Source organism: Proteinivorax hydrogeniformans (assembly GCF_040515995.1).
GTDB classification, from domain to species: domain Bacteria; phylum Bacillota; class Proteinivoracia; order Proteinivoracales; family Proteinivoracaceae; genus Proteinivorax; species Proteinivorax hydrogeniformans.
Genome location: NZ_CP159485.1, coordinates 1,091,408 through 1,109,236 on the forward strand (window position 1 = coordinate 1,091,408; position 17,829 = coordinate 1,109,236).

The window sequence follows — 17,829 nt, forward strand, 5'->3', positions numbered from 1 at the left end:
TAATGCCTTTTTTTTTATCTTTTTTTAGCTTAAACTGAAAGAGGCGAATAAATGCTTACTTTTTACTTAATCGGAGTGCTTTTAACCTATCTAATATTCTTACATACACAAAAACACCACTCGCTATCCGTATCAAAAATATTATTCTTTATGGGAATCATTTTTCCGCCCGTAAGCATAGCTCTTTATATTTTCATTTTTCTAGCAAATAAAAAGAGAAGCAAAGCTACCAAGAACCAAAAAGTACTTTTTTCACCGCTGCCTAAGAAGCAGTATAAGGCTGTGCTGCTTTTGTTTTTATCTGTCATCGTGTTTTTAGGAAATTGCTTTTATTCTGTACAACCTCATTTGTATAACGATGTTAAAATTATTCCACTGAGTATAATTAACTCATCAAGAGGTTTTGTGTATAATGATAACGGTAATTCTGATGCTGCTATAGAGGAAATAAAGCAAAGTGGCGAATCTGAAGTTGATATACACTTTATCGATGTAGGTCAAGGAGATTCTATCTTTATAACTGATGGAAATAAAAAGGTTTTGGTAGATGCTGGCACACAAAATGCTGGCAATGAGGTAGTTGACTATATACAAAATTTAGGGGTGGGAAAAATTCACCTTGTAGTAGCTACACATCCACATGCCGATCATATAGGTGGTTTAGGCCATGTCTTTAATAACTTTCAAGTTAAGAAGGTTTGGGATAGCGGTCAAAGTCATACAAGTGCTACTTATCAAAGCTATCTACAATCCATAGAAGAAAATAATATAGATTTTTTAATAGTTGATGCCGGACATAAAAAAGAGTTAGGCAATTACAGTTTAAAAGTTTTAGGCCCCAATCAAGATGAGGACTTAGAAGGGTTAAACAATAATTCTATTGTAGCTAAGTTAAAACATGGTGAAATAACAGCTCTTTTAACGGGGGACGTTGAAAAAGAGGGGGAAAATGCACTTTTACAAAGCGAAAGATGTCTTAATTCAGATATTTTAAAGGTAGGACATCATGGAAGCCGTACCTCTACAACAAAAGAGTTTCTAAAAAAGGTCAATCCGTCCGTTGCAGTTATACAAGTAGGTGAGAAAAATAGGTATGGTCACCCTCACGAAGAGACTTTAGAAAAGCTAATGTTAAAAGATATAGATATTTATAGAAACGATATTCATGGCAATATATTAATCACTAGCGATGGAGCAAAATATTCAACCCAGTTAGGGTCGTAGATTTTTTGACCACTTTGCTTATATTTGTTAAAATGGTGGTTAAAGTATCAAGGAAGATAATATTCCTAGATATGTTGGCTAACCGGATTTTTATATGTTATAATTAGATGGTTAAACGAGAATAAAATTTAAATTATACAAGCAATTCAAGGAGGTTACTTTTAATGAAAGTAAATTGGGAAAAGAAGGAGAACAACCAAGGAGTATTAACCGTTGAAGTTCCTGCAGAGAACGTGGAAAGCTCTATAGAGAAAGCTTACAAAAAGATGAGAAAAGATATTGAGATTCCAGGTTTTAGAAAAGGAAGAGTTCCAAGGAAAATTATTGAAAACAGGTTTGGCGTAGAAGTATTCTATGAGGAAGCAGCTAACTTTATGCTACAGGAATTTTATCCTAAAGCTATTGAGGAAAGTGGAATTGAGCCAGTTGCTCAACCTGAAATAGATGTTGAGGAATTAGAAGCGGGTAAACCGTTTATCTTCAAAGCTACTGTAACTGTTAAGCCTGAGGTTGAACTAGGGGAATATAAGGACCTTGGCATCACTAAAACAGTAAAAGAAGTTTCAGATGAAGATGTTGATGCTGAAGTAAAAAGCATGCAAGAGAAAAATGCTGAACTTATTGTAGCGGATGAAAATACAGAAATTGCTGAAGGCGACACAGCTGTTATCGACTTTGAAGGGTACATAGGTGAAGAAGCTTTTGAAGGTGGAAAAGGTGAAAACCACCCACTTGTGATTGGATCTAAGTCATTTATCCCTGGTTTTGAAGAGCAACTTGTGGGTAAAAAGCTAGGTGATGAACTAGATGTAAAAGTAACTTTCCCCAAAGAGTATCATGCAGAAAGCTTAGCTGGAAAAGAAGCGACTTTTAAAGTGAAAATTAACGAAGTTAAAACAAAGAAGCTACCTGAGCTAAATGACGAGTTTGCTAAAGACAATAACTTTGACTCTTTAGATGAGCTTAAAAAAGATGTTAAAGAGAAGCTAGAGCAACAAGCAGAAGAGCAGGGTAAAAGAGAGTTTGAGCAAGCGGTAATTGACAAGGTTACTGAAAATGCAAAAGTGGATATACCAGAAGTAATGGTTGATAATCGATTAGAAGATATGGTAAAAGAGATGGAACAAAGGTTATCTTCTCAAGGTATGAATCTAGAGACCTATCTACAGTTCACTGGTGGAGATTTAGAGACTATGAAAGCAGAACTTAAACCTCAGGCAGAAAAAGACGTGAAAACAAATCTTGTTATAGAAACTGTTGTAGAAAATGAAGGTATCGAAGTAACTGAAGAAGATTTTGAAGATGAAATCAAGAAACTAGCTGAAATGTATAAGCAAGAAGTAGATAAAATTAAAGAAATTTTCTCAATGCCAGGTCAAAAAGAAAGTATTGAAGATGGCATAAAAAGGAGAAAAGCTGTTGAATTATTATTGGAAAATAGCTAAAGGATAGTAATATAACTTTAGCAAAAACATAAAATTTAAAGAGTAAAGAAAGGGGTATGTGCTATGAATCTAGTGCCAATGGTTGTAGAGCAAAGTAATAGAGGAGAAAGGTCTTACGATATTTACTCTAGGTTGTTAAAAGATCGCATTGTTTTTATAGGGAGTGCTATAGATGACAATGTTGCAAATACAGTAATTGCTCAACTGTTGTTTTTAGAAGCAGAAGACCCTAAAAAAGATATATACTTGTATATAAATAGTCCTGGAGGTTCTATTACTGCAGGTATGGCTATCTTTGACACAATCCAGTATATCAAACCTGACGTTTCTACAATTTGTGTAGGTTTAGCAGCTAGTATGGGTGCATTTTTATTAGCAGCTGGCAAGGAAAATAAAAGGTTTGCCTTACCTAATAGTGAAGTTATGATCCACCAGCCTTTAGGCGGTGCAAGAGGGCAGGCAACTGATATAAAAATCCATGCTGAGCATATAATAAAAACAAAACAAAAGTTAAATGAAATACTAGCAAAGAGAACAGTGCAGCCTTTAGAAGTGATTGAAAAAGATACAGATCGTGACAAATTTATGTCCGCGCAAGAAGCTAAAGAGTATGGTATTGTAGATGAGGTAATGGAACGTAACACTGTTAATGGGTAGGTGATGTTATGAAATTTAATGAAGATAAGCATAAGTTAAAGTGCTCATTTTGCGGCAAACAGCAGGATGAGGTTAAAAAACTAGTTGCAGGTCCAGGAGTATATATATGTGATGAGTGCATCGAGTTGTGTACTGAGATCATCGAAGAAGAGTTTAGCGAGCAGGTGTTAAACGATGAGTCTACACTAACTGATGTTCCAAAGCCATACGAAATAAAAGAAGCCCTTGACCAGTATGTTATAGGTCAAGACCATGCAAAAAAAGCCTTAGCTGTAGCTGTTTATAACCATTATAAGAGGGTACAGGCTGAGATTGAAAGTGATGATGTAGAGCTACAAAAGAGTAACATCCTGTTTATAGGACCAACAGGTGTTGGTAAGACATTGCTAGCACAAACCCTAGCAAGAATGTTGAAGGTGCCTTTTGCTATAGCTGACGCTACATCGCTGACAGAAGCTGGTTATGTGGGAGAAGATGTAGAGAATATTCTTCTAAAACTAATACAGGCTGCAGACTATGATGTAGAGAAAGCAGAAAAAGGTATAATATACGTTGATGAAATTGATAAGATAGCCCGTAAGTCAGACAATCCGTCAATAACTAGGGATGTTAGTGGTGAAGGTGTTCAGCAAGCGCTACTTAAGATTTTAGAGGGTACTACAGCTAGTGTTCCTCCACAAGGTGGTAGAAAGCATCCACATCAGGAATTTATTCAAATTGATACAACTAACGTACTATTTATAGTAGGTGGAGCATTTGACGGACTAGAAAAAATCATCCAAAATAGAACAGGCAAAAAAGTTATGGGCTTTGGTGCTGATATCCAAACAAAAGAAGAACAAAACGTGGGTGATATCTTAAAAGATGTTCTGCCAGAAGACTTATTGAAGTTTGGCCTAATCCCTGAGTTTGTTGGTAGAGTACCTGTTGTTGCTACATTAGAGGCTTTAGATGAAGAAGCATTAGTTAGGATATTGACTGAGCCTAAAAACTCTTTGGTAAAACAGTACAAGAAACTGTTCGGCATCGATAATATAGAAATAGAATTTGAAGAAGATTGTTTAGAAGCTATTGCTAAAGAGGCCATAAAAAGAAAGACTGGAGCAAGGGGTCTTAGAGCTATAATGGAAAAACTAATGCAAGATATTATGTATGATATACCTTCTAAAAAGAATATTACAAAGTGTATTATAACAAAAGAAGTTTTAACTAAAGGTAAAGAACCAGTTCTTGTTACTTCCAAAAGTAATAAGGAAGATGAAACTGCTTAAAGCTTTGTTTACAGTCGCTATTAATTGTAACCTTACAATTAATAGCGACTGCTTTTTTATCACAGGTTAACTGTCTGTGTTGGCGTAATAGGCAAAACTATTTTATGTTTTAGGGATAAACCACTATCTTTTGGAGAATAATATCTTTTAAAAAGCTTAGGAATTAAGGGGGATATTTATGTCTGAAATAATTGGTTTATTGACTTTTATACAAATCTTTTTTGCTATCGTGATAGGCTTATACTTTTGGAACTTATTGCGCTCACAACAATCAAACAAAAGCGCAGTTGAAAAAGAATCTAGAAAAGAGCTAGATAAACTCCGTACCATGAAAAGTATAAGTCTAACAGAGCCGTTAGCTGAGAAAACTCGGCCTAGTCAATTTTCTGAAATTATTGGTCAAGACCAGGGCCTTAAAGCGTTGAGAGCTTCGTTATGTGGTAGCAACCCACAACACGTTATTATATATGGTCCTCCTGGGGTGGGAAAAACAGCGGCAGCCCGACTAGTGCTAGAGGAGGCAAAACGAAATCCTATTTCGCCATTTAAAAATGATGCTAAATTTTTTGAGTTAGATGCAACAACGGCTAGATTTGACGAAAGAGGCATAGCAGACCCACTTATAGGTTCAGTGCATGATCCAATATATCAAGGTGCAGGTGCTATGGGGATGGCGGGAATTCCTCAGCCCAAACCAGGTGCAGTAACTAAAGCTCACGGTGGTATGTTGTTTATAGATGAGATAGGAGAGTTACACAACATACAGATGAATAAGCTGTTAAAGGTGCTAGAAGATAGAAAAGTGTTTTTAGAAAGTGCATACTACAGCTCGGAGGATAGCAATATTCCGACGCATATTCATGAAATTTTCCAAAAAGGTCTTCCGGCAGATTTTAGGCTGGTAGGAGCTACTACAAGGCAACCTCAAGACATACCACCGGCCATTCGTTCAAGGTGCGTGGAGGTCTTTTTTCGTTCCCTTCAACCTAAAGAGATATCGGAAATTGCTAGAAATGCTAGTAAGAAGATCAACTTTCCCATCGAAGACAAAGCTCTCGATGTGCTAACGAGGTATGCTACAAATGGTCGTGAAGCAGTAAATGTAATTCAAATTGCCGCTGGAATCGCCACAAATGAAGGAAGGATTAATTTAATCCCTGCTGATATTGAGTGGGTAGTTAACAGCAGCCAGATTACGCCACGTCCAGAACGCAAAGTTAATAAAACACCACAAATAGGTTGTGTTAATGGCTTGGCTGTTTACGGACCTAATATGGGTGCCATATTAGAGTTGGAGGTAACAGCTAACAAGGTATCTAAAGAAGGAAAAGTTATGATGACTGGCGTAGTAGAAGAAGAACAGCTAGGCAACGGCGGTGGCAAAACCATTAAAAGGAAAAGTATGGCTAAAGGTTCTTTAGACAATGTATTAACCGCCATAAAAAAATACTTGAAAGTTCCTTTGGAGAACTATGATATACACATAAACTTTCCTGGTGGGACACCAGTTGATGGACCTTCTGCAGGTGTTGCCATTGCAATAGGAATATACTCTGCTATCACGGAAAAACCTATAGATAATCTGACTGCAATGACAGGAGAGATATCTATACGAGGCTATATTAAGCCTGTCGGTGGCATTGTGCCAAAAGTCGAGGCCGCAAAACAGGCTGGTGCTAAGAAAGTATTTATTCCTAGGGAAAATTGGCAAGATGTGCTTCAGCAGATAGAAGGAATAACAGTAATTCCTGTCGACACGTTGGATGAGGTTATAACTGAGTTAATAGGACAAGGGGACACAGTAGATAAAAAACAAATAATCTCTGCTGTTCCAGCTACTCATGCTTAGGGTTCTCTTGTTTTTTAAAAATGATTGGTATAAAATAGTAAGGGTAACTAATATTTTGGGGGTGACTTAATATGGAAGAAATAACTAACAAATATCCACTTATGCCTCTTAGAGGTTTAATAGTGTTTCCTAATATGATTATTCATTTAGATGTAGGGAGAGAGAAGTCTATAGCAGCATTAAATGCAGCTATGGAGAAAAATAGCCGTATAGTTTTAGTGCCACAAAAAGATGCTAATGTTGATGATCCAAAAGAAAAAGATTTATATAAAATTGGTACTTTAATAGAGATTAAACAAGTTTTAAAACTGCCGGGTGGTACAATTCGTGTTCTTGTAGAAGGTGAAAACCGGGTAGGAATAAATAATTTTTATCATGATGAGGCCTATCCCGAAGTGGAAGTGGATATCCATGAGGAAGATGAGGAAAAGAATTATGAAATTGAGGCATTAATGAGGAATACCTTATATCAATTTGAACAATATATAAAACTTGGCAAAAAAACTGCTGGTGAATCTTTAGATATTGTTCAGGATATAAATGAACCAGGCCGCTTTGCTGACTTGGTAGCTTCACACCTTTCTTTAAAGGTTGGGCAAAAACAGAAAATTTTAGAGGCTATACAGCCTAAGGAACGTTTACTTAAGCTTTTAGAATTTTTAAGCCATGAAATTCAAGTTTTAGAGATAGAAAAGAAAATAAGTGATAGAGTAAAAAAACAGATGGATAAAACTCAAAAGGAATATTATTTGAGAGAACAAATGAAGGCAATCCAAAAAGAGCTTGGAGATACTCAACGTGAGGAAGTAGAGGAGTATCGCAAAAAAGTTGAGAAATTAAAATTACCTAAAGAAGTCAGTCAGAAAGTTCACAAAGAAATTGATAGACTAGAAAGAATGGCGCCTAATGCTGCAGAAGGATCAGTTTTGAGGACTTACTTAGACTGGGTAGTGGAGCTTCCCTGGAACAACAAATCAGAAGACAAACTTGACATTTCAAGGTCTGAGAAAATTTTAGACGAGGATCATTATGGCTTAGATAAGGTTAAGGAACGTATACTGGAGTTCTTAGCTGTGCGTCAGATGGCAGATAAAATGAAAAGTCCTATAATATGCCTTGTCGGACCACCTGGAGTTGGAAAGACTTCCTTAGCAAAATCAATTGCGAGATCTTTAGAGCGTCAGTTTGTGAGGATGTCTTTAGGGGGCGTAAGAGATGAAGCTGAGATTAGAGGGCATAGAAGGACATATGTTGGGGCTCTGCCTGGGAGGATAATTCAAGGAGTAAAAACGGCGGGTACGAAAAACCCAGTATTTTTATTAGATGAAATTGATAAGATGAGCACAGACTTTAGGGGTGATCCATCGGCAGCGCTTCTAGAAGTTTTAGACCCTGAACAAAACCCAACTTTTAGCGACCATTTTATCGAGCTACCTTTTGATTTAAGTAGCGTACTATTTATAACTACCGCAAATGCCCTTCATCCAATCCCAAGGCCACTTCTTGATAGGATGGAAGTTATAAATATTGAAGGATATACTGAAGATGAAAAGGTATCAATTGCGAAGAAATATTTAATACCTCGCCAAATGGAGGAACATGGACTAAACTCTAAACTGTTTTCAATATCGAAACAAGCTATAGTTAAAGTTATACGGGAGTATACTAGAGAGTCCGGTGTTAGAAATCTAGAGCGAGCATGTGGTACCCTTTGCAGAAAAGGCGTTAAAGAAATTGTCTCTAACGAGCAGGAAAAAGTTAAAGTTACCGTGCAAAACCTTCACACATACTTAGGTTCTCCTCGTTTTAGATGGGGTGAAAAGGAAGAGAAGGACGAAATTGGTGTCGCTACCGGACTGGCATGGACCCAAACAGGGGGAGATATTTTGGGTGTAGAAGCAACTACAATGTCCGGTTCAGGCAAGCTTACGCTAACAGGAAAACTTGGTGATGTCATGCAGGAATCGGCGAGGGCTGCTCTAAGTATGATAAGAGCAAAGGGCAAGTATTTAAATATCGAAGACGATTTCCACAAAACAAGAGATATACATATTCACGTACCTGAAGGTGCCATACCGAAAGACGGACCTTCTGCCGGAATAACAATGTCCACTGCATTAATCTCAGTGTTATCAAGGAGAAGTGTGAAAAAGGATGTTGCAATGACTGGTGAAATAACCCTAAGGGGTAAAGTTTTGCCTATCGGAGGGGTTAAAGAAAAGGTTCTTGCAGCGCATAGAGCGGCAATAAAAGAAGTTATATTGCCCAAAGATAATAAGAGGGATGTAAATGATATACCTGAAAATGTTAGGAAAAAAATAAAAATTCATTTAGTTGATACAATAGAAGAAGTTTGGGATATAGCGTTGGTGGATGCGAAATGAAAATAAAAAGCGCAGAGTATATATTAAGTGCCGTAAAGCCGCATCAATATCCACCGGAGGAATTTTGTGAGGTTGCTTTTGTGGGCAGGTCAAATGTAGGGAAGTCATCCATAATAAACACTTTAGCAAATAGGAAAAACATCGCCCGAACTAGTGGGAAACCAGGCAAAACACAGACAATAAACTTTTATGAGGTCAACAACAGCCTTATGTTAGTTGACCTCCCAGGTTATGGATTCGCTAAAGTGTCTAAGCAGCAAAAAGCAGGATGGAAGAAGATGATAGAAAGTTACCTTCTAAAAAGAACTACATTAAAAGGGGTAGTTCAGCTTATAGATTTGAGACACAAACCCACAAGCGAAGATCAAGATATGTTCGCCTGGCTTTTGGAAAATAAATTCCCAGTACTATTAGTTGCAACAAAATCGGATAAGCTTTCGAACAATCAGGTTCAAAAGAATTTAAAAGAACTATGCAATACACTAGGAGTACCTAAAGACTACCCCATTATATTCTCAGCATTGACTAAGGTAGGTCGAGAGGAAGTTTGGGAATCATTACACGGACTTTTAGAGATGGATAATTAATAAAAAATAGCCGCTTTTATGCGGCTATTTTTGTTGCCTGATACCAGCCCCCATTGTCTCTTGGGTTTATCATTTGGGTCTGTATTTGCTACCATATATGTAAGGAAGAACCGTCCCACTGAGATACGTGGGACATAATGTTCGGGAGCAGACACTGCTCCCCTTGTAAGATAGTGCTATAGGATTTATTAAAATTCTTGGTTTTAAAACACGAACATCCACTATTTATCTTTCAGGGGTTTACATCAGCTAGCTATCCATTACAATCTAGGGCAAGAGTGTCATTGATTAGTGCTCCCCTGGGAACTAGGATAACTAGTTATACCCATAATGTAGACTATCAATCCATCCCTTGAGTGTAAACGATTTAGCTAGTTGGGACCCCCTGAGGTATTCTCATTTCAAAGGCAAGGATGTTTCCTCAAGTTTTTGAGATGGATCACTCTAAAGTAAACAAGGAGGATGTTCAAATGTCTAAAAAAGAAATTGTAGTTGGAGTTGATGTAGGAAAGGATTTTAGTTACTTTCATATTGAGGACCCTAACAGCGGCCAAGTTGGCAAAGCTTTTAAGGTCATGCATACTCACGAAGGTCTAATTAGTGCAAGCAAAAAAATAAAAGAAGTAGAGGCAAGGCTTAAGTCCGATAGCACCCTTATCATAGAAGATACCGGACAAGGTTAACAATCTGTTTTTGAATATATTCTTGTTCTTTTTTGGAGTTAGCTTGCTTTTTCTTAATCTCAAGCTGCTGCTTAACCCTTTTTTTGAGCTTTCGAGTAGCCATAGGACTCACAATACCCTCTTTAAGAAAACGCTCTCTAAGGAAGGATTTAGAGACTTTAATGTTCTCCTGTTCTTCGAGTAGTTCCGCAAGATGGGTGAAGTTTGCATCATGGTACTTATTATCATATAAAGTTATGATTTCTTGTACCGTTGATTCATCAATGACATTAACCGGTTTACGATCCTTGTTGCCGTTATTCTCTACCAGTTTCTTGATTACGTTATACTTTAGTTCTTCAGTCATATTTAACTCAACCTTTCTCATTAGGTTCACCTCGTTCTAAAATATTTTATACGAGGTTAATTTCTAGAAACGGGACATTTTCCCCTGTCTTTTAATGAGACATTATCACATGTGAATCACTGCTCCATATATTCCCATACATAAATCCTTGACCTTTGGTAAAAATGATGGTAGTATTATGAATTGTCGCCACAAACAAAGCGACAACGTTTTAAATCAACAGCTTCTAAAAAAATAAAAAAGTTGTTGACACAAAAACGAATAAATGATATAGTATTGCTTGTCGCTGAAACACGGCGGCAAACAAATTAGGTCTTTGAAAATTGAACAGCTAATGCAAAAGCCATGAATGCAGACTAGAATTCCTGCTCTTGGAATTCATAGTCGAATTTACCCAAAAACTTTTAACTAAAAGTTTGTTGGGCTCCGTTTTAATTTGTTTTAAAACATTTAAGTAAGATGAGCTAAATTTTAGCTTTTCATAGATTCTTTTATGGAGAGTTTGATCCTGGCTCAGGACGAACGCTGGCGGCATGCCTCACACATGCAAGTCGAACGAGGGAAATTGAGAGCTTGCTCTTAATGGACCTAGTGGCGGACGGGTGCGTAACACGTGGGCAACCTGCCCTTTAGATCGGGATACCATCGGGAAACTGATGTTAATACCGGATACCTTCTTTTAATCACCTGATTAAAAGAAGAAAGATTTATCGCTAAAGGATGGGCCCGCGCTTCATTAGCTAGTTGGTAGGGTAACGGCCTACCAAGGCAACGATGGATAGCTGGTCTGAGAGGACGATCAGCCACACTGGGACTGAGACACGGCCCAGACTCCTACGGGAGGCAGCAGTGGGGGATATTGCGCAATGGGGGCAACCCTGACGCAGCAATGCCGCGTGAAGGATGAAGGTTTTCGGATCGTAAACTTCTGTTATGAGGGATGAATAAAATGACAGTACCTCAAGAGGAAGCCCCGGCTAACTACGTGCCAGCAGCCGCGGTAATACGTAGGGGGCGAGCGTTGTCCGGAATTACTGGGCGTAAAGAGCATGTAGGTGGTTTGATAAGTCAGATGTTAAACTGCGGGGCTTAACCCCGTATTGCATTTGAAACTGTCAAACTTGAGGACAGGAGAGGAAAGTGGAATTCCTAGTGTAGCGGTGAAATGCGTAGATATTAGGAGGAACACCAGTGGCGAAGGCGACTTTCTGGACTGTACCTGACACTGAGATGCGAAAGCGTGGGGAGCGAACAGGATTAGATACCCTGGTAGTCCACGCCGTAAACGCTGGGCACTAGGTGTAGGGGGTTTAGATACCCTCTGTGCCGCAGTTAACGCACTAAGTGCCCCGCCTGGGGAGTACGACCGCAAGGTTGAAACTCAAAGGAATTGACGGGGGCCCGCACAAGCAGCGGAGCATGTGGTTTAATTCGACGCAACGCGAAGAACCTTACCAGGGCTTGACATCCTCTGAAGGCTTTAGAGATAAAGTCGTCCTCTTTTGAGGCAGAGAGACAGGTGGTGCATGGTTGTCGTCAGCTCGTGTCGTGAGATGTTGGGTTAAGTCCCGTAACGAGCGCAACCCTTATTCTTAGTTGCCAGCAGGTTAAGCTGGGCACTCTAAGGAGACTGCCGGTGATAAACCGGGGGAAGGTGGGGATGACGTCAAATCATCATGCCCCTTATGTCCTGGGCTACACACGTGCTACAATGGCCTGAACAACGGGAAGCGAAGGAGCGATCTGGAGCAAATCCTTTAAATCAGGTCTCAGTTCGGATTGCAGGCTGCAACTCGCCTGCATGAAGTCGGAGTTGCTAGTAATCGCGAGTCAGCATATCGCGGTGAATGCGTTCCCGGGCCTTGTACACACCGCCCGTCACACCACGAAAGTTTGCAACACCCGAAGCCGGTGAGCCAACCTTTTAGGAGGCAACCGTCGAAGGTGGGGCGAATGATTGGGGTGAAGTCGTAACAAGGTAGCCGTATCGGAAGGTGCGGCTGGATCACCTCCTTTCTAAGGAGCTTTAACCTCAAGGTTAGTAGCATAGCTGTTTAATTTTGAAAGACCTAGTCTTTCAACCGATCTTTGAAATTACCCATAAGGATAAAACTAAGAAGTATCAACCCGAGATATAAAAAAGCGTGGTAGATACAATTTCATTATGTTTAAACGAGAAAAACGAGGTCAAGTTACAAAGGGCGCACGGCGGATGCCTTGGCGCTGGGAGTCGAAGAAGGACGTAGCGAGCTGCGAAAAGCCGCGATTAGCTGCAAGCAAGCTTTAAGTCGCGGATTTCCGAATGGGGCAACCCACCACAGTTAATACTGTGGTACCACCACCTGAATAAGTAGGGTGGTAGGAGACAACCGGGGGAACTGAAACATCTAAGTACCCCGAGGAAGAGAAAGAAAACTCGATTCCCTAAGTAGTGGCGAGCGAAAGGGGAAGAGCCTAAACACTTTTAGTGTAAGCCTGTATGCGTTGCTAAAAGTGGGTTGAGGGAGTTACTTTACAAGTGGATACAGTCACTTGGGATAGTTACAAAATTAAAGTTTAGGCGAATTGGTTGGGAACCCAAACGACACAAGGTGAAAGTCCTGTAGCCGAAAAGCTTTACTCTATCCAAGTAGCCACCCGAGTATTGCGGGACACGAGAAACCCCGTAAGAATCTAGGAGGACCACCTCCAAAGGCTAAATACTACCCAGCGACCGATAGTGAACAAGTACCGTGAGGGAAAGGTGAAAAGTACCCCAGGCGGGGGATGAAATAGAACCTGAAACCGTGTGCCTACAAACAGTCAGAGCCCCATAAGCGGGTGATGGCGTACCTTTTGTATAATGGATCAGCGAGTTACATTTGCAAGCGAGGTTAAATGGTAAAGCCATGGAGCCGTAGCGAAAGCGAGTCTTAATAGGGCGACTAGTTTGTATGTGTAGACCCGAACCCGAGTGACCTACCCATGGCCAGGGTGAAGTTTTGGTAACACAAAATGGAGGCCCGAACCCACTAATGTTGAAAAATTAGGGGATGAGCTGTGGGTAGCGGTGAAATGCCAAACGAACTCGGAGATAGCTGGTTCTCCCCGAAATAGCTTTAGGGCTAGCCTCAAGGATGAATAGTGGAGGTAGAGCACTGATTGAGCTAGGGGCCTAACCCAGGTTACCGAACTCAGTCAAACTCCGAATGCCATATATTTTGACCTTGGGAGTCAGACTATGGGTGATAAGGTCCATAGTCGAGAGGGAAACAGCCCAGACCATCTGTTAAGGTCCCAAAGTGTAAGCTAAGTGGAAAAGGATGTGGGATTGCTTAGACAACCAGGATGTTGGCTTAGAAGCAGCCACCATTTAAAGAGTGCGTAATAGCTCACTGGTCAAGTGATCCTGCGCCGAAAATGTCCGGGGCTAAAGCTTACCACCGAAGCAATGGAGTAGTAATACTGGTAGGGGAGCGTTCTAAGTGCGGCGAAGCTGTACCGTAAGGAGCAGTGGAGCGCTTAGAAGTGAGAATGCTGATATAAGTAACGAAAAGAGATGTGAGAATCATCTCCGCCGAAAACCTAAGGTTTCCTGAGGAAGGCTTGTCCGCTCAGGGTAAGCCGGGACCTAAGCCGAGGCCGAAAGGCGTAGGCGATGGACAACTGGTAGATATTCCAGTGCCACCAAGCTTTGTCTAAGTGATGGGGTGACGCAGTAAGGTAGGTTATCGCACTGATGGATTAGTGCGTTCAAGCCAGTAGGGATTAGAGGTAGGCAAATCCGCCTCTATCTATTCTGAGAGGTTAAGAGGACCCAATTTGGGGGAACTAACTGATCCTACACTGCCAAGAAAAGCCTCTAACAAGAAGCGCGGTGCCCGTACCGTAAACCGACACAGGTAGGTGAGGAGAGAATCCTAAGGCGCTCGGGAGAACCTTCGTTAAGGAACTCGGCAAAATGACCCCGTAACTTCGGGAGAAGGGGTGCCTCGATATTGTGAAGTACATCCGTACTGAGCGAGAGGAGGCCGCAGTGAATAGGCCCAAGCGACTGTTTATCAAAAACACAGGTCTCTGCTAAATCGAAAGATGAAGTATAGGGGCTGACGCCTGCCCGGTGCTGGAAGGTTAAGGGAACGTGTTAGCGCAAGCGAAGCTCTGAACCGAAGCCCCAGTAAACGGCGGCCGTAACTATAACGGTCCTAAGGTAGCGAAATTCCTTGTCGGGTAAGTTCCGACCCGCACGAAAGGCGCAACGACTTGGGCGCTGTCTCAACGAAGGACCCGGTGAAATTGTAGTACCTGTGAAGATGCAGGTTACCCGCGACAAGACGGAAAGACCCCGTGGAGCTTTACTGTAGCCTGATATTGGATTTTGGCATTGACTGTACAGCATAGGTGGGAGGCTGAGAATAGAGGACGCTAGTCTTCTAGGAGCCTAAAGTGGGATACCACCCTGTGAATGTTGGAATTCTAACTAGAAACCGTAATCCGGTTTTAGGACAGTGTCAGGTGGGCAGTTTGACTGGGGCGGTCGCCTCCCAAAGAGTAACGGAGGCGCCCCAAGGTCTCCTCAGAATGGTTGGAAATCATTCGTAGAGTGCAAAGGCATAAGGAGGCTTGACTGCGAGACCTACAAGTCGAGCAGGGACGAAAGTCGGGCTTAGTGACCCGGCGGTACCGAGTGGAAGGGCCGTCGCTCAACGGATAAAAGCTACCCCGGGGATAACAGGCTTATCTCCCCCAAGAGTTCACATCGACGGGGAGGTTTGGCACCTCGATGTCGGCTCATCGCATCCTGGGGCTGTAGTAGGTCCCAAGGGTTGGGCTGTTCGCCCATTAAAGCGGTACGCGAGCTGGGTTCAGAACGTCGTGAGACAGTTCGGTCCCTATCTGTCGCGGGCGCAGGAAGTTTGAGAGGATCTGTCCTTAGTACGAGAGGACCGGGATGGACGAACCTCTAGTGTACCAGTTGTCACGCCAGTGGCAGTGCTGGGTAGCTAAGTTCGGCACGGATAAGCGCTGAAAGCATCTAAGCGCGAAGCCACCCTCAAGATAAGACTTCCCATTGGCTTGTCCAAGTAAGACTCCAGATAGACTATCTGGTAGATAGGCCGGAGGTGTACAGGTAGTAATACCTTTAGCTGACCGGTACTAATAAGTCGAGGACTTGACCAACTTAGTTTAGATAATGACTTAGTTTTATTCCTTATGGTAATTTATCCAGTGACAAAAGCGAAGAGGATCCACCGGTTCCCATCTCGAACACCGCAGTTAAGCTCTTCAGCGCCGATGGTACTTGGGGTTTACCCCCTGGAAGAGTAGGACGTCGCTGGGTACGCAAAAGCACCTAACCATATTATTTGGTTAGGTGCTTTTTTTGTTCGCAGGTTAAATGCTGTAATACCCCACTGGTTGAAGTCATTTTATGTTTGTTGCAAAACTTCAGTTACTACTCCAATGCTCTTTGAATAATAATGTTTACAATAGCATACTATTTAATATTAGAGGGGAGTGGTGTATTTGAATAGGGAGCTATTTAGACAGTTTTTAAAACTACAAAACATTAGTGACAAAGGGGTTATAAACCGAGTTTGCTGGGCAATGGAAATTGAGGAAAAGTTTAATATTAATCTTGACCAAGTGTGCAAGTCATCTGATAAAACCATAAAGCTTTTGAAAGATATTAAGGACTGTGCTGCTCTAAAGAAAAGACAAAAGAGAAACTTTGAAGTCGGTTTACTAAGTTACTATGAATTTTATAACAATAAAAAATAAACACCACGAAAAATGGTGTTTATTTTTTTGTTATGAGTACTTGTTCTGAATTTTCTTCTCGAACAAAATGAGTAGTTGGTAAGATACTGCGGAGCATATTGCAAGTAACACTACACTTGTTATGACCAGGTCCATTTGATATGTTTGGCCTCCGTAAATTGCTAAGTAACCTAAACCTGCTCTTCCAGTTAAAAATTCTCCTACAATAACGCCAACCCATGACAAACCTAGGTTTACACGCAAAGCTGAAGCAACTGTTGGGATACTAGCTGGCAGAACTATTTTTGAAAATAGGGTCAATTTAGAGGCCCCAAATGTTTTTACTAGTTTTAGATAGTTCTTATCTACATTTGAAAAACCGCTTAATACAATAATAGTTGTAGAAATAACGGTTATAGCCAAGGCCATAGCAATTATACTTTTAAACCCTAACCCGAAAATTATGATAAATAATGGGCCTAGGGCTACTTTTGGCAAGCTATTAAGGACTATAAGGTATGGGTCCATCACCTTGTTTAAAAAATCCCACCACCAAAGTATCATAGCAATGAGGGTACCAATGATTGTTCCTAACACAAAACTAACTCCCGTCTCAATCACAGTAACTCTAACATGGTAAAATAAAGTGCCACTTTCGTATAATCTAATAACGGTGTTAAATACCTTACTTGGCTGACTGGTCAGGAAGGTGTTAATAGCCCCTATTGTAGCAAGCCATTCCCATACGGCTAAAAGCGATATCAGAAGAATGATTTGGGAAAGAAAAACTCCAAGGTTGTAAATTTTTTTATTAAAAATATAGTCTCTGTGTCTATCGTCTGCTGCTTTGGGGACAAGAAAGTTTTTTACCTTATGCATTATTTAACACCCCCCATATTTGGTTAAAGTACTTGCCAAAGTTTGATGCGCTACGGCACGACATAGGAGCTTTAGATGCACAGTTAAGATTTATTTCAATTGATTCAATTACCCTTCCTGGTCGTTTAGTCAAAATTATTACTTTATCACTCATGGCTATTGCTTCGGAAATATCATGAGTAACTAAAATAACGGTCTTTTTTTCTCTACGTAACATAAGGCCCACCTCTTGCTGCATATTTAGTCGAGTTTGATAGTCCAAAGCAGAAAACGGCTCATCTAACAGCAATAAATCCGGTTTTAAAGCCAAAGTTCTTGCAAGCGCCACTCTTTGGCGCATTCCTCCCGAAAGCTCCGCAGGATAATAATTTTTAAACTCACTAAGCCCCATAGAGTCTAACAACTCTTCTGCGTATTTTTTATTTATTTTATTTTTCTTTTGAGCAATCTCTAATCCTAAAACAGCATTATCCAAAATATTCCTCCAAGGAAGCAAAAAGTCTTGTTGAAACATATAACCGTTTCTGTTAAAAGTGTTTTTAACACTGCCCTCTGTTGGCCTTATTAAACCAGCAATAAGTGATAGAAGGGTGGACTTTCCACAACCTGATGGTCCCACGATTGAAATAAATTCTCCCTCATTTACTTGTAAATTTATATCTTTAACTGCCTCTGTTATTTCTTTTAATCCCATGTAGCTAACGGAAGCGTTTCTTATCTTCAGCATATTAAACCTCCTTTTTGTAAACAGAGTATATATGTCTA

The 17,829-nt window shown here is 40.5% G+C and carries 12 protein-coding genes and 3 rRNA genes; 12 read left to right on the forward strand and 3 right to left on the reverse strand.

What is annotated here, in order from left to right:
• Window positions 1-51 precede the first annotated feature (51 nt).
• From PRVXH_RS05185 to PRVXH_RS05220, 8 genes are all read left to right on the forward strand, one after another.
• On the forward strand, window positions 52-1,224 hold the full coding sequence (locus PRVXH_RS05185) for a ComEC/Rec2 family competence protein (RefSeq protein ID WP_353894244.1): 1,173 nt from the start codon (window positions 52-54) through the stop codon (window positions 1,222-1,224).
• 164 nt (window positions 1,225-1,388) lie between these two features.
• Window positions 1,389-2,669 (forward strand): trigger factor, encoded by a 1,281-nt coding sequence (tig, locus tag PRVXH_RS05190; protein WP_353894245.1) that lies wholly within the window; start codon window positions 1,389-1,391, stop codon window positions 2,667-2,669.
• A gap of 63 nt (window positions 2,670-2,732) precedes the next feature.
• A complete protein-coding gene (clpP, locus tag PRVXH_RS05195; protein WP_353894246.1) occupies window positions 2,733-3,326 on the forward strand; it encodes an ATP-dependent Clp endopeptidase proteolytic subunit ClpP in 594 nt (197 codons plus the stop codon).
• A gap of 8 nt (window positions 3,327-3,334) precedes the next feature.
• Window positions 3,335-4,597 carry an ATP-dependent Clp protease ATP-binding subunit ClpX gene (gene clpX / locus PRVXH_RS05200; RefSeq protein WP_353894247.1) on the forward strand — a complete coding sequence of 421 codons (1,263 nt, stop codon included), beginning with the start codon at window positions 3,335-3,337 and terminating at the stop codon, window positions 4,595-4,597.
• Between the two features lie 178 nt (window positions 4,598-4,775).
• The gene (gene lonB / locus PRVXH_RS05205; protein WP_353894248.1) at window positions 4,776-6,446 is read left to right on the forward strand and encodes an ATP-dependent protease LonB; all 1,671 of its coding nucleotides are present in this window, start codon (window positions 4,776-4,778) and stop codon (window positions 6,444-6,446) included.
• A 71-nt stretch (window positions 6,447-6,517) separates the two neighbouring features.
• Window positions 6,518-8,830 carry an endopeptidase La gene (gene lon / locus PRVXH_RS05210; protein WP_353894249.1) on the forward strand — a complete coding sequence of 771 codons (2,313 nt, stop codon included), beginning with the start codon at window positions 6,518-6,520 and terminating at the stop codon, window positions 8,828-8,830.
• Window positions 8,827-9,417, forward strand: a complete 591-nt coding sequence (gene yihA / locus PRVXH_RS05215; protein WP_353894250.1) for a ribosome biogenesis GTP-binding protein YihA/YsxC — start codon at window positions 8,827-8,829, stop codon at window positions 9,415-9,417. The genes lon and yihA overlap by 4 nt, the downstream gene beginning before the upstream one ends.
• 470 nt (window positions 9,418-9,887) lie before the next feature.
• Entirely contained in the window at window positions 9,888-10,100 is a 213-nt protein-coding gene (locus tag PRVXH_RS05220) for a hypothetical protein (RefSeq protein ID WP_353894251.1), read from the forward strand.
• On the opposite strand, the gene PRVXH_RS05225 is transcribed toward PRVXH_RS05220, so the two are convergent.
• Window positions 10,075-10,467 (reverse strand): hypothetical protein, encoded by a 393-nt coding sequence (locus PRVXH_RS05225; protein ID WP_353894252.1) that lies wholly within the window; start codon window positions 10,465-10,467, stop codon window positions 10,075-10,077. The two genes, PRVXH_RS05220 and PRVXH_RS05225, sit on opposite strands and share 26 nt — an antisense overlap.
• Before the next feature lie 469 nt (window positions 10,468-10,936).
• Between PRVXH_RS05225 and PRVXH_RS05230 the strand changes: the two genes are divergently transcribed.
• The 4 genes from PRVXH_RS05230 to PRVXH_RS05245 all read left to right on the forward strand — a co-directional run bounded on the left by PRVXH_RS05230 (window position 10,937) and on the right by PRVXH_RS05245 (window position 16,206).
• Window positions 10,937-12,462: ribosomal RNA gene (locus PRVXH_RS05230) — 16S ribosomal RNA — on the forward strand.
• Window positions 12,463-12,631: 169 nt separating this feature from the next.
• Window positions 12,632-15,606 (forward strand): 23S ribosomal RNA (locus tag PRVXH_RS05235).
• Between the two features lie 44 nt (window positions 15,607-15,650).
• A 5S ribosomal RNA gene (gene rrf / locus PRVXH_RS05240) occupies window positions 15,651-15,766 on the forward strand.
• The 16S, 23S and 5S rRNA genes sit together here, the layout of an rRNA operon.
• A gap of 185 nt (window positions 15,767-15,951) precedes the next feature.
• Window positions 15,952-16,206: a hypothetical protein gene (locus tag PRVXH_RS05245; protein WP_353894253.1), complete on the forward strand. Its 255-nt coding sequence runs from the start codon at window positions 15,952-15,954 to the stop codon at window positions 16,204-16,206.
• Between the two features lie 30 nt (window positions 16,207-16,236).
• On the opposite strand, the gene PRVXH_RS05250 is transcribed toward PRVXH_RS05245, so the two are convergent.
• Together PRVXH_RS05250 and PRVXH_RS05255 are read right to left on the reverse strand one after the other, a co-directional pair.
• Window positions 16,237-17,064: an ABC transporter permease gene (locus PRVXH_RS05250; RefSeq protein WP_353894254.1), complete on the reverse strand. Its 828-nt coding sequence runs from the start codon at window positions 17,062-17,064 to the stop codon at window positions 16,237-16,239.
• Window positions 17,057-17,791: an ABC transporter ATP-binding protein gene (locus tag PRVXH_RS05255; RefSeq protein WP_353894255.1), complete on the reverse strand. Its 735-nt coding sequence runs from the start codon at window positions 17,789-17,791 to the stop codon at window positions 17,057-17,059. Before PRVXH_RS05255 ends, PRVXH_RS05250 begins: the two co-directional genes overlap by 8 nt.
• Window positions 17,792-17,829 lie beyond the last annotated feature (38 nt).